This is a genomic window from Pseudomonas reinekei (assembly GCF_001945365.1).
Lineage (GTDB): Bacteria > Pseudomonadota > Gammaproteobacteria > Pseudomonadales > Pseudomonadaceae > Aquipseudomonas > Aquipseudomonas reinekei.
The window spans coordinates 408964-422246 of the sequence record NZ_MSTQ01000003.1 but is presented as its reverse complement, the minus strand read 5'-3'; the positions used below and the strand labels follow the sequence as shown (position 1 = coordinate 422246).

Sequence of the window (13283 nt, the reverse complement as noted above, 5' to 3'; positions counted from 1 at the left end):
TCAAGAGTCGTACAGCCCCATGTGTGGACGTTATGCCCTGTTTCGCTGGAATCGCGATTTCGCGACCCTGCCAGGTTTTCCCGCCGATCAACAGGCGCAGTGGAACATTTCCCCCAATGATTCGGTGTTGATGCTGCGTGCCGGCGCGGACGGCCAGCGTGAACTGGCGCGCTCGCGCTGGGGCCTGACTCCGCCGTGGCTGACCGATCTGTCCCGAACGCCGGCCCATGCCCGCGCCGAAACCGTGGCCGAGCAGCCGATGTTTCGCCAGGCCCTGCGCGAGCGCCGCTGCCTGCTGCCGGCCAACGGTTTCTACGAATGGCGCGGGACCACACGCAAACGGCCATATTGGTTGACGCCGGGGGAAGGTTCTTCGCTGTTTTTCGCGGCGATCTGGGAAGCGTACCCGGTGCAGGAGCAGGTGTGGTTGAGTACGGCAGTGATCACGCAGCCAGCGGCCAGCCAGCGGCGACCGTTGATTCTGGATGAAGCGGGGCAGGTGGCATGGCTCGATCCCGAGACGCCGTTGCACACCCTGCAAGCCCTGCTGGCCAGCGAGCCCGCTGCGTTGCGCGAGCGGGTGCTGGCCAACATGGTCAATGATCCGAAGCTCAATGGGCCGGAGTGTCTGACTCCAGGTTGAGGGAGAGGGGGCTGAACGGGCCCCATCGCTGGCAAGCCAGCTCCCACATGGATTTTCGGTGTAAACAATACCTGTGGGAGATGCCTTGCCAGCGAGGGCGCCCTTGAATCAAACCTTGAACTGATTGATCAACCGCCGCTGCTGCTCGGCCAGTTTGGTCAAGTCCGCACTCGCCGCGCTGGACTCATCCGCACCGCTGGCCACTTCATTGGCCACTTGCCCGATATTGATCACGTTGCGGTTGATGTCGTCCGCCACGGCGCTTTGCTCCTCGGCGGCGCTGGCGATCTGGGTGTTCATGTCGTTGATCACCGACACCGCCTGAGTGATGGTTTCCAGCGCTTCGGCCGCTTTGGCGGCGTGCTGCACGCTTTCGTCCGTACGGTTCTGGCTGTCTTCCATGACCCGCACCACATCCCGCGTGCCCTGTTGCAACTGTTGGATCATGGTCTGGATTTCTTCGGTGGCCTTCTGCGTCTTTTGCGCCAGATTGCGCACCTCATCGGCCACCACGGCAAAGCCGCGCCCCTGTTCACCGGCCCGGGCCGCTTCGATGGCGGCGTTGAGTGCCAGCAGGTTGGTCTGTTCGGCGATCCCGCGGATGGCGGTGAGGATGGCGTTGATGTTTTCACTGTCCTTCGCCAGGGTTTGCACCACGCTGACCGCGCGACCGATTTCCACGGCCAGAACGCCGATGGAGTTCGAAGTATCACGGACAATTTGCATCCCTTGGCTGGCAGCCTGATCCGCATGGCTGGCGGCTTGCGCAGCCTGCGTCGCGTTACGGGCGACGTCTTGGGCGGTGGCGGTCATTTCATGTACAGCGGTGGCGACCTGATCGATCTCGGCCATCTGTTTGTGCACGCCCATGTTCGTGCGGATGGCGATGTCGGCGGTGTGTTCCGAAGAGTCGCTGACACTCTGCACCGACGTCACCACCTGAGTGATCATTGCCTGCAGCTTGGCCAGGAAGGTGTTGAAGCCCTTGGCGATAGAGCCCAACTCATCGGCGCGATCGCTGGTCAGGCGGCGTGTCAGATCCCCTTCGCCCTGGGCGATATCGTCGAGCATGGCCACCATTTGTTTCAGTGGGCGGGCAATGCCGTGGCCCACCAGCCAGATCACCAGCAGACCGATACCGGCAATCAGCAGGCCGACCATGGCCATGCCGAAGGTGTCGGATTTGCGCTGGGTGTCGAGGTCGGCCTGGAGTTTTTGCAGATCGGCCATGACCGCATTCAGCGGCAGTTGCAGCATCAGGGTCCAGCGGGCGTCGGTCTGGCCGATGCCGAAGGGCAGGTACAACTCGATCCGGCCCTGGGCCTTGTCGACGGTATAGGTGACTTCGCCGCGCTTGAGATTGGCCATGTTGGCAATCTGCGTCCTGTCGAGGATGTCGCTGACTTTTTCGCCGAATTTGCTCGGGTCTTTGGTGTAGGCAACGATCCGGCCATTGCCGCCGATCAGGGCCATTTCGCCTGCGCCACTGTAGAGTTTCTGATTGGCCCCCAGGAGCATTTCCTGGATGAAGTTCACCGACAGGTCTGCACCGACGATGCCCTGAAAGGCGCCGTTGAGCATGATCGGTTCAATAAAGGAGGCGAGCATGACGATTTTGTCGCCGACCTTGTAAGGCGCCGGGTCGATCACGCAGGATTTTTTGGTTTCTTTCGAGCACAGGTAGTACTCGCTGGCGCGAACACCGGTGGACAAGGTTTTCTGGTCGTCGACGTCCACCAGTTTGTCCAGGCCAAGGCTGCCGTCCTCGTTGCGGAACCACCAGGGCAGGAAGCGCCCGTTGCTGGGGTCGATGCCGACCACCTGGGTGCCGACGTAGGCCGCATCGTTGTGATCCAGGGCGTCTTTTTCCCAGCCGATGTACGTGCCGAGGATCTTCGGGTTTTTGGCCACGTTCTCCTTGATCAGGCTGATCAATTGCTCGCGGCTGAGGCTCAAGGCCGGCTGGCCGTCGGCGCCGGGTGTGCCGATCAGCGCGTTGACGCGCACCAGTCCACCGGCAATCAGCAACGGTGCTTCCAGTTCACGCTGGATCTGGCTGACCTGGGTTTGCGCCAGCGAGGTCAGGCGCTGTTCGATCACTTGCTCGAATTGCGCCTGGGTCCGTTCCTGGACCATGTCTTGCGTTCGGGCGCCGGAGAACAGCGCGTAGACGACCAGCGCCGCCACCACGCTGAGAACGATGGCGCCGGCCAGGGCCGCCACGGAAAACTGTATCGACTTGAATTTCATGGGTGCTCCGCACGCAAAAGGACGTCTGCGGAGGTGTATCGGCAGGGTGTCGAGGGGGCATGAGGGGGGCTCGGCCAAATGACTGTTTTGGATCGTTCGAGGTCGTAAATGAATCACTGCGCGCGGGTTATTAGCCGTGGCTTGCCCGGGTTTGTGAATTTTTTCCTACGACGAAGAGAGCTTTGTCTGAAATGCGCGTCATATGTGCCGTTGTATCTGGCGTCGATACATTTCCGCGCCTAGGATACGGTCATGTTTTCAGGGAGCTTTTTGATGAACAAGACATTGGTTTCGTGTGCGCTGGGCGCAGGTTTGTTGCTCGCCGGTTGCCAGTCTGTCAACACCACCAGCGGTGGCGCTGTGGGCGTTGAGCGTAAGCAGTACATGTTCAGCATGTTGTCCTCGCAAGAGGTCGACCAGATGTACGCCCAGTCTTATCAGAAGACCGTGGGCGAAGCGTCCAGTAAAGGTGTGCTGGACAAAACCAGCAGCGATGCCAAGCGCGTGCAGGCGATTGCCGACCGGCTGATTGCCCAGGCGCCGACCTTCCGTCCCGATGCGGCCCAGTGGAAGTGGGAGGTCAACCTGATCAAGAGTGACGAGCTCAACGCCAACTGCGGGCCCGGCGGCAAGATCTTTTTCTACACCGGGCTGATCGACAGCCTGAAACTGACCGACGATGAAATTGCCGCGGTCATGGGCCATGAAATTGCCCATGCCCTGCGTGAGCACGGTCGTGAAGCAATGTCCAAGGCTTACGGCATCGAAATGGCCAAGCAGGGTGCGGGTGCGTTGTTCGGTCTGGGTCAGGACAGCCTGGCGCTGGCCGATACCGTGGCCAACTACGGCATGACCTTGCCCAACAGCCGCGCCAATGAAAACGAGGCGGACCTGATCGGCCTGGAACTGGCGGCTCGCGCCGGCTACAACCCGAATGCGGCGATTACCTTGTGGAACAAGATGACCAAGGCGTCCGAAGGCTCGCCACCGGAGTTCATGAGCACTCACCCGGCTTCGACCAGTCGGATCGCGGCGTTGCAGGCAGCGATTCCGAAAGTGATGCCGTTGTATGAGCAGGCCAAAAAGTCATGATCTGCGCGCGATGACACTTGTGGCGAGGGAGCAAGCTCCCTCGCCACAATGATTGCCTTGCCGCGTCAAACCCACCCGCTCGCCTGCATCGCCTTGTACACCGCAACGATCGCCAGAATGAAGAACGCCGAAGCCGCCAGGCGACGAATCAGCGTCAAAGGCAGTTTGTCTGCGGCAAAGTTACCCGCCAGAACCACCGGTACGTTGGCAATCAACATGCCGAGCGTGGTGCCGATGATCACCAGCCACAATTCCGGATATTGCGCCGCCAGCATCACGGTCGCGATCTGGGTCTTGTCGCCGATTTCCGCGAGGAAGAACGCGATCAGCGTGGTCAGGAATGGCCCGAACTTGCGGGCGGTGCTGGCTTCGTCGTCATCCATCTTGTCGGGCACCAGGGTCCACAGTGCGGTGGCGGCAAAGCTCGCCGCGAGGATCCAGTGCAATAACGTATCCGAGAAGAAACTGCCCACCCAGGCACCCACCGCGCCGGCGGCCGCGTGGTTGGCCAGGGTCGCGGCGACGATGCCGGCGATGATCGGCCAGGGCTTGCGGAAGCGGGCAGCGAGAATGAGCGCGAGCAATTGCGTCTTGTCGCCGATTTCGGCCAAGGCAACGATTGCGGTCGGAACGAGTAAAGAATCCAGCATCAGGGGTTTTCCTAAGGGGCGGGTCGACACGGCTATGACACGTACAGCCTTCCCGCCCCGGGTAAGGTGTTCGTGTCATAGGTCTTGTCAAACCCTGCAATCCGTCTGATGCGGACGCTGGGGTCGCATACGCCATGGTCTGAGGACCAAGTATGTTGACGTATGCCGGACGAGCATGGCGCTCGTGGGAGACTACTCCCCTAGGACGGAGCGGATTCTGCCTAGGCAAAATCCATTCGGCAAGTAGAAATTTCTATCCGCGTTTGGCCCGGTAGATTCTGAAACCCTGACCTTCGGCTTTGATCGCACAAACGCCCAAATGCTCTTCGATCAGCGGTTGATACTTCAGGAAGCTGTTCGCTACCAAGCGCAGTTCGCCGCCGTTTTTCAGATGTTTGGCAGCTTTTCGCAGCAAGTTCTCGGTGGCGAAATAATCGGTGTGGACGCCGACATGGAAGGGCGGGTTGCTCAAAATCGCACTCAATCCCATCGGCGCGGCATCGATTCCATCGCCGGTAATCACGTCAGCTTCCAGACCGTTGGCAGCCAGCGTCAGGCGGCTGCTGGCGGCGGCAAACGCATCGACGTCGAGCAACGTCACCTGATTGTGTGGGTAACGGCGTTTAACGGCCGCGCCCAAAACACCCGCACCGCAACCGAAGTCCAGCAAGTGGCCGCTTGGCAATTTGTCCAGATGCTCCAGCAGCAGGGCGCTGCCGCGATCCAGGCGGCCATGGCTGAATACGCCCGGCAGGCTGATGACTGTGAGCGGGCCTTCAGCCAGTGGCAGTTCGTAGGTCTGCGCGAGGCTTTCCAACGGTTTGGCTTCAGGCGCATTGGCCACCGTCACCAACCACAGCTGGCAGTGCCGTGCACTGTCGAGCTTGCGGGGCTTGCCGAATGGATTGAGTTGTTTGGCGGCGCCCTCGATACCGCTTTTTTTCTCGCCGACCAGGTACAGCTCGCGGCCGGCCAGCCGCGAGGCCAAGGCGTTGAGGATGTAGTCGGTCAAATCCTTGGACTTGGGTAAAAACACCACGGCGGCTTCGAATTCGTGTTCCGGCACATGTACGCCAAAATGGCTGCGCTCGGCGAAACGCGCGTCCAGCGCGGCTTGATCACCGGCATGCCAGCACCAGCCGCGGGCGGCGGGCAGGCGGCCTAGCAAGTCATCGGCGGGCAAACCGGCCAACAACACCGAGCCCTGGAATAATTCAGCCTGACGAAGCAGTACTTCACTGCGCGGATCCATAACTGCTCCTGTGAAAAAAAGTGCAGCAGTCTATCAATTGACGACCCGCAGCGCCTTACCGCTGAAGTACCCGAGGGCGTTTTCAGTCACCTGGCCCACGATGCGTTGACGCGCTTCGCGACTGCCCCAGGCGTTGTGCGGGGTGACGATCAGGCGCGGGATGTCGGTGGCCAGCAGTGGATTGCCGTTGACCGGCGGCTCGACACTGAGCACGTCGGTAGCGGCGCCGCCTAGGTGGCCATTGCGCAATGCATCGGCCAGGGCCTGTTCGTCGATCAAACCGCCGCGAGCGGTGTTGACCACGAAAGCGCCGGGCTTCATCGAAGCCAGTTCACGGGCCCCAATAAAATGGCGGGTGTGCTCGTTGAGCGGGCAGTGCAGGGTCAGTGCGTCGATTTGCGGCAGCAGTGCGTCCAGTGGCAAACGATCCGGGCGGGCAGGGCGCCCCGGGATCTGGCCCAGTAACACGCGCATGCCAAAGGCTTCAGCCAGGCGTGCGACCGCGCCGCCCAATTCGCCGTGGCCGAGCAAGCCGAGGGTTTTGCCCTCCAGTTCGACGATCGGGTAGTCCAGCAGGCAGAACTGCTTGGCTTGCTGCCAGCGCCCTTCACCCACGGCTTTCTGATAGTCGGCCAGGCGCGTCGCCAGGTTGAGCAGCAGCATGAGGGTGTGTTGCGCCACTGACGGCGTGCCGTAGCCCTGACAGTTGCACACGGTAATGCCGTGGGCCCGTGCGGCCGCGAGGTCGACGTTGTTGGTGCCGGTGGCGGTGATCAGGATCAGCTTCAGCTCGGGGCTCGCCGCCATGGCCGCGGCATCGATCAGTATTTTGTTGCTGATCGCCACGGTAGCGCCCTTGAGATGTTCGATCACTTGATCCGGCAGTGTCTGGGGGTACAGCTGCAACTCGCTGAAGCAGTCACGTAGCGGGCTCAAATCGAGGTCGCCCAGATCGAGGGATGGATGGTCGAGGAAAACGGCGCGGCGAGTGTTCGTCATCAACTGTACCTTTTGTGCAATGAACTGAAGGCGTAATCTGCCGAGCCTACCAGATGAAATAAATAGTTACGCTTGGCCTGAAGGAGCCCCCATGTACTGGACCGAGTTCTTGACCGTTGCCCTCATCCACCTGCTGGCCGTGGCCAGCCCCGGCCCGGACTTCGCCGTGGTGGTGCGTGAGAGCGTAACCCACGGTCGTCGTGCCGGCACCTGGACGGCGCTGGGCGTCGGCACGGCGATTTTCCTGCACGTGGGGTATTCGTTGCTGGGCATCGGCCTGATCGTGTCTCAGTCGATTATGCTGTTCAACGCCTTGAAATGGGCTGCCGCCGCTTACCTGCTGTACATCGGCATCAAGGCGCTGCGGGCGCAACCGGCGAAAACAGTGACGGACGATCTGCACCAGGAAGCCGGCGAGCGAACCGCCCGTGGCGCCTTCACCTCGGGTTTCGTGACCAATGGTCTGAATCCCAAAGCCACGCTGTTCTTCCTGTCGCTGTTCACCGTGGTCATCAATCCGCATACGCCGCTGGCGGTGCAGGCCGGTTACGGGGTTTACCTGGCGGTGGCGACGGCGATCTGGTTCTGCCTGGTGGCCATGTTGTTCAGCCAGCAAAGGGTGCGCGCCGGTTTCGCCCGCATGGGTCACTGGTTTGACCGGACGATGGGCGCGGTGCTGATCGCCATCGGCGTCAAGCTGGCGTTTACCGAGATGCATTGATTCTGTGCGGGAGCAGCCTTCGGAGGCTCCTGCATCTACGCGCAAATGCTGGCGCAACGCTAGCATTTGCGCGGTTCTGCAAATCATTCCTTTGGCTGATTTGGCGGGCGTTCAGGCGCACTACAGTGCGTACTTAACAGCCACGACCGTGCAGTCAGAAAAGGGATTCTTATGTTGCAGACACGCGTTATTCCCCCAGCCGAAGGCGCTTACCAGTATCCGCTGCTGATCAAACGGCTGCTCATGTCCGGCGCGCGTTATGAGAAAACCCGCGAAATCGTTTACCGCGACCAGTTGCGCTACAGCTATCCGACCCTGATCGAACGGGTCGCGCGGCTGGCCAACGTATTGACGGCCGCCGGGGTCAAGCCCGGGGACACCGTGGCGGTCATGGATTGGGACAGCCATCGTTACCTGGAATGCATGTTCGCCATTCCAATGATCGGGGCGGTGATCCACACCATCAACGTGCGTCTTTCGCCGGAACAAATCCTCTACACCATGAACCATGCCGTGGACCGCTTTGTGCTGGTCAACAGCGAATTCGTGGGGCTGTACAACGCGATTGCCGGACACCTGACCACGGTCGAGAAAACCTTGCTGCTGACCGACCTTCCGGAAAAAACCGCAGAACTGCCCAATCTCGTCGGCGAGTATGAGCAGTTGCTGGCCGCCGCGAGTCCGCAATACGACTTCCAGGACTTCGACGAAAACTCGGTGGCGACCACGTTCTACACCACCGGCACGACCGGCAATCCCAAGGGCGTGTACTTCACCCATCGGCAACTGGTGCTGCACACCATGGGCGTGTCGACGATCATGGGCGCGATCGACAGCGTGCGCCTGCTGGGCACCAACGACGTGTACATGCCGATCACCCCGATGTTCCACGTGCATGCCTGGGGACTGCCCTATGTGGCGACCATGCTGGGGCTCAAACAGGTTTATCCCGGCCGCTACGACCCGGAATTCCTGGTGGAGCTGTGGCGCAAGGAAAAGGTCTCCTTCTCGCACTGTGTGCCCACCATCCTGCAAATGGTCCTCAACGCCAAGGCGTCGCAAGACACCGACTTCGGTGGCTGGAAAATCGTCATTGGCGGCAGCGCGCTGAACCGCTCACTGTACGAAGCCGCCAAGGCCAAGGGCATTCAACTGACCGCCGCCTATGGCATGTCGGAAACCGGGCCACTGGTGTCCTGTGCGCACCTTAACGACGAGCTGATGGCCGGCAGCGAGGATGAACGCACCACTTACCGGATCAAGGCCGGAGTGCCAGGGCCATTGGTGGAAGCCGCCATTGTCGATACCGAGGGCCACTTCCTGCCGGCCGATGGCGAAACCCAGGGGGAGTTGGTACTGCGCGCGCCCTGGCTCACCGAAGGCTATTTCAACGAACCGCAGAAGGGCGCCGAGCTCTGGGCGGGAGGTTGGCTGCATACCGGTGACGTGGCCACACTCGACAGCATGGGCGTGATCGATATTCGCGACCGGATCAAGGACGTGATCAAGACCGGCGGCGAATGGATCTCCTCCCTGGACCTGGAAGACCTGATCAGTCGCCACGTAGCGGTACGCGAAGTAGCAGTGGTGGGGATTGCCGACCCGCAGTGGGGCGAGCGTCCGTTTGCCTTGCTGGTGGTCCGTGAAGGCCATGTGATTGGGGCGCGGGAACTCAAGGAACACCTCAAGCCATTTGTCGAACTGGGGCACCTGAGCAAGTGGGCGATCCCGAGTCAAATTGCCCTTGTTACCGAAATTCCCAAGACCAGCGTCGGCAAGCTCGACAAGAAGAAAATTCGTGTCGACATCACCGAATGGCAAGCCACCAACAGCACCTTCCTCTCGACGCTTTAAGTGTCTTCTGGCGTGCCGAAAAGGCACGCCAGCCCCACCAAGCAAGCGCTTGCCTTGTCAAATCCGAAATTTCAGCCATTCTTGCCCTGCCGACAGGTGTCGGCTTGGCAAAGGACTGTTCCAGAGTGGCTGGCAGCTGCAAATCACACTTTAGAGGGATCAAGCACTACTACCTGCTGGCTATAGTCCGCTCAAGGATTTTTAAGAACGGGGCAAACGCACAAACCGGGGCGATGCAACTTTGGAGTGACTTTGGGATGCCATGGCTCCCTGTTATCCAAGCGTTTTTAAAAGTGCTCACTGCCATAACAATAAAATGCACATGGAGTAGCGTCGATGACATCAGTAAACCAGTTCTGGCGCCGGGCTAAACTGCCTTTGGCCGTCAGCCTTGCCTCTACGCTCGCCGGGCCTGCATTCGGCGTCAGTTTCAACGTTGGTGAAATCGAAGGTCAGTTCGACTCTTCCCTGTCGATCGGGGCGAGTTGGTCTACTGAAAGCGCCAACAAGAACCTCATCGGCGTCAACAACGGCGGCCGAGGCCTGTCCCAGACCTCCGATGACGGTCACCTGAACTTCAAGAGCGGTGAGACCTTCTCGAAGATCTTCAAGGGTATCCATGACCTTGAGTTGAAGTACGGCGACACCGGCGTGTTCGTCCGTGGCAAATACTGGTACGACTTTGAACTCAAGGACGAAAGCCGTCCGTTCAAGGACATCAGCGACAGCAACCGCAAGGAAGGCGCCAAGTCCGCTGGCGGTCAGATCCTCGATGCCTTCGTTTACCACAACTACTCTATTGCCGATCAGCCGGGTTCGGTTCGTCTGGGCAAGCAAGTAGTGAGCTGGGGTGAAAGTACGTTCATCGGCAGCGGCATCAACTCGATCAACCCGATCGACGTGTCCGCGTTCCGTCGCCCAGGCGCCGAGATCAAGGAAGGCCTGATCCCGGTCAACATGTTCTACGTGTCCCAAAGCCTCACCGATAACCTGTCGGCTGAAGCCTTCTACCAGATCGAATGGGACCAGACTGTCGTCGACAACTGCGGCACCTTCTTCTCCCAGCCGGACATCATTGCCGACGGTTGCGATAACAACCTGCGCGTGCTGAACAAGCGCTCGACCATTCCGGCCGCGGCATTGCCGACACTGACCCGTCTGGGCGTCAACGTGGACAACGAAGGTGTACTGGTACGCCGTGGTCCGGATCGCGATGCTCGCGACAGCGGCCAGTGGGGCGCGTCCCTGAAGTACATGTTCGACCCGCTGGACACCGAGTTCGGTGCCTACTTCATGAACTATCACAGCCGCGCGCCGATCTTCAGCGCCACCGGTGCTCCAGCATCGGTCTACGCCGGGGCAGCGGCGCTGCCGGCAGCCTTCAGGGCGCTGGCGCCACTGATCGTTGCGGGTAACTCGAACTACTTCGTCGAGTATCCGGAAGACATCCGTCTCTATGGCTTGAGCTTCTCCACCACCCTGCCTACCGGCACGGCGTGGAGCGGTGAAATCAGCTACCGTCCGAACGCACCGGTGCAGCTCAACTCCACCGACATCCTGTTCGCCGGTGTTCGTCCTTTGGGCGGCGCGCTGACCAACGCCTCGCTGCTCAACGGTGTCCCGGGCCAGGACCTGCACGGCTATCGTCGTAAAGAAGTGACCCAGTTCCAGACCACACTGACGCACTTCTTCGATCAGGTCATGGGCGCCAGCCGTCTGACCCTGGTAGGCGAAGTGGGCGTAACCCACGTTGGCGGCCTGGAAAGCACCTCCGACGTTCGTTATGGCCGCGATCCGGTCTACGGACCAGGTGAACTGCCGGCCACCGGTGGCCAGAATACCTGCCAAGCACTTAACAGCAGCACCATCGCCGGTGCCGGTCCTGGTACGCCGACCAACAACCTCAACCGTAATTGCAACGACGATGGCTTCACCACTGCCACCTCCTGGGGTTATCGCGGTCGTGCCATCTGGGAATACAACGACGTGTTCGCCGGTGTGAACCTCAAACCGAACGTGGCCTGGTCCCACGACGTTGATGGTTACTCGCCTGGTCCTGGCGGCAACTTCGAGGAAGGTCGCAAAGCGGTCAGCCTGGGTGTTGATGCCGAGTACCAGAACACCTACACCGCAAGCCTGGCGTACACCAACTTCTTCGACGGCAAGTACACCACTGTGGATGACCGCGACTTCGTTGCGCTCAGCTTCGGCGTGAACTTCTAAGCACTGTATTTTCAGGACGAACGCAAATATGAAAATAACCAAGAGTCTGTTCCACATCGGTGTCCTGGGGCTTTCGCTGTTGGCGACCGGTGTCATGGCGGCGGTCCCTGCGGCCGAAGCAGACAAGCTGGGCAAGAGCCTGACCCCGATGGGCGCTGAAATGGCCGGTAATGCCGACGGTTCGATCCCGGCCTGGAAACCGCTGGCGAAGAACGCGGGCACTGTCGACAGCAAGGGCTTCCTGTCCGATCCGTACCCGGGCGAAAAACCGCTGTTCACCATCACGGCGCAGAACGTCGACCAGTACAAGGCAAAGCTCGCGCCGGGTCAGTACGCGATGTTCAAGCGCTACCCGGAAACCTTCAAGATGCCGGTGTACCCGTCCCATCGCGGCGCTACCGTGCCGGATGACGTGTTCGCCGCCATCAAGAAGAACGCCACCAACACCAAGCTGGTGTCCGGCGGCAACGGCCTGGAAAACTTCGAAACCGCCATTCCGTTCCCGATTCCGAAGAGTGGCGTTGAAGTCATCTGGAACCACATCACCCGTTATCGCGGTGGTAGCGTGACCCGTCTGGTCACCCAGGCCACACCACAGCCGAACGGCTCGTTCAGCCTGGTGTACTTCCAGGACCAGTTCGTGTTCCGCGACAAGATGAAGGACTACGATCCGGCGAACCCGGGCAACATCCTGTTCTACTTCAAGCAGAAAGTGACCGCCCCGGCACGTCTGGCCGGTGGTGTGCTGCTGGTGCACGAAACCCTCGACCAGGTGAAGGAACCGCGTTCGGCGTGGGTCTACAACGCCGGTCAGCGTCGCGTGCGTCGTGCGCCACAAGTGTCCTATGACGGCCCGGGTACCGCTGCCGACGGCCTGCGTACCTCTGACAACCTGGACATGTACAACGGTGCACCGGACCGCTACGACTGGAAGCTCGAAGGCAAGAAAGAGATGTACATCGCCTCCGACTCCTACAAGCTCGACGATCCGAAGCTCAAGTACACCGACATCATCAAGGCTGGCCACATCAACCAGGATCTGGCTCGTTACGAGTTGCGTCGCGTCTGGCATGTGGTTGCAACCTTGAAGGAAGGTCAGCGCCACATCTACGCCAAGCGTGACTTCTACATCGACGAAGACACCTGGCAAGCGGCGGTGATCGATCACTACGACGGTCGCGGCCAACTGTGGCGCGTTGCCGAGGCCCATGCCGAGAACTACTACGACAAACAAGTGCCATGGTATGCCCTCGAAACCCTGTACGACCTGCAATCGGGTCGTTACCTGGCGCTGGGCATGAAGAACGAAGAGAAGTCCGCGTATGACTTCGGCTTCACTGCCACCACCAGCGACTTCACCCCGGCTGCATTGCGTCAGGATGGTGTTCGCTAACCCGAACTGACCAGAGGCCGCATCCTCTAAAGCGCCCCGACTGGTTCGGGGCGTTTTTTTTTGGTGCTGTGCACAACCCCTGCAGGCGTTGTCGAGTGAAACGAGGCTGCGATCTTTTGTTCGTAGACTTTTTGTAGCCATTTGTAGCAATAACCTTCATTACCTGTTCGTTTACAGCTAGTCTGCGGACATCTGCAACGCCGCCA

At 60.3% G+C, this 13283-nt stretch carries 10 protein-coding genes, 1 pseudogene and 1 riboswitch; of the genes and pseudogenes, 6 read left to right on the top strand and 5 right to left on the bottom strand.

Annotated elements, in window-relative coordinates; all coding sequences use genetic code 11:
- The first annotated feature begins 19 nt into the window (after positions 1-19).
- Complete coding sequence (locus BVK86_RS06630) at positions 20-643, top strand: SOS response-associated peptidase (RefSeq protein WP_075945665.1); 624 nt, start codon at positions 20-22, stop codon at positions 641-643.
- Positions 644-751: 108 nt separating this feature from the next.
- On the opposite strand, the gene BVK86_RS30480 is transcribed toward BVK86_RS06630, so the two are convergent.
- The gene (locus BVK86_RS30480) at positions 752-1495 is read right to left on the bottom strand and encodes a methyl-accepting chemotaxis protein (protein ID WP_425272396.1); all 744 of its coding nucleotides are present in this window, start codon (positions 1493-1495) and stop codon (positions 752-754) included.
- A 111-nt stretch (positions 1496-1606) separates the two neighbouring features.
- Positions 1607-1804: pseudogene (locus BVK86_RS30475) on the bottom strand (HAMP domain-containing protein); the annotation flags it as partial.
- Between the two features lie 1362 nt (positions 1805-3166).
- Between BVK86_RS30475 and BVK86_RS06620 the strand changes: the two are divergent.
- Entirely contained in the window at positions 3167-3985 is an 819-nt protein-coding gene (locus BVK86_RS06620; protein ID WP_075945663.1) for a M48 family metallopeptidase, read from the top strand.
- A gap of 65 nt (positions 3986-4050) precedes the next feature.
- On the opposite strand, the gene BVK86_RS06615 is transcribed toward BVK86_RS06620, so the two are convergent.
- The 3 genes from BVK86_RS06615 to BVK86_RS06605 all read right to left on the bottom strand — a co-directional run bounded on the left by BVK86_RS06615 (position 4051) and on the right by BVK86_RS06605 (position 6886).
- Positions 4051-4635, bottom strand: coding sequence for a TMEM165/GDT1 family protein (locus BVK86_RS06615; protein ID WP_075945662.1), 585 nt, complete (start codon positions 4633-4635; stop codon positions 4051-4053).
- Positions 4636-4711: 76 nt separating this feature from the next.
- Positions 4712-4849: riboswitch (yybP-ykoY riboswitch) on the bottom strand.
- A 39-nt stretch (positions 4850-4888) separates the two neighbouring features.
- Entirely contained in the window at positions 4889-5887 is a 999-nt protein-coding gene (locus tag BVK86_RS06610; RefSeq protein WP_075945661.1) for a class I SAM-dependent methyltransferase, read from the bottom strand.
- 33 nt (positions 5888-5920) lie between these two features.
- Complete coding sequence (locus BVK86_RS06605; RefSeq protein ID WP_075945660.1) at positions 5921-6886, bottom strand: 2-hydroxyacid dehydrogenase; 966 nt, start codon at positions 6884-6886, stop codon at positions 5921-5923.
- Between the two features lie 91 nt (positions 6887-6977).
- Between BVK86_RS06605 and BVK86_RS06600 the strand changes: the two genes are divergently transcribed.
- From BVK86_RS06600 to BVK86_RS06585, 4 genes are all read left to right on the top strand, one after another.
- The gene (locus tag BVK86_RS06600; RefSeq protein WP_075945659.1) at positions 6978-7607 is read left to right on the top strand and encodes a LysE family translocator; all 630 of its coding nucleotides are present in this window, start codon (positions 6978-6980) and stop codon (positions 7605-7607) included.
- A 171-nt stretch (positions 7608-7778) separates the two neighbouring features.
- Positions 7779-9461: a fatty acid--CoA ligase gene (locus tag BVK86_RS06595; protein ID WP_075945658.1), complete on the top strand. Its 1683-nt coding sequence runs from the start codon at positions 7779-7781 to the stop codon at positions 9459-9461.
- Between the two features lie 336 nt (positions 9462-9797).
- On the top strand, positions 9798-11684 hold the full coding sequence (locus tag BVK86_RS06590; protein ID WP_075945657.1) for a DUF1302 domain-containing protein: 1887 nt from the start codon (positions 9798-9800) through the stop codon (positions 11682-11684).
- A gap of 28 nt (positions 11685-11712) precedes the next feature.
- Positions 11713-13077, top strand: coding sequence for a DUF1329 domain-containing protein (locus tag BVK86_RS06585; RefSeq protein WP_075945656.1), 1365 nt, complete (start codon positions 11713-11715; stop codon positions 13075-13077).
- Positions 13078-13283 lie beyond the last annotated feature (206 nt).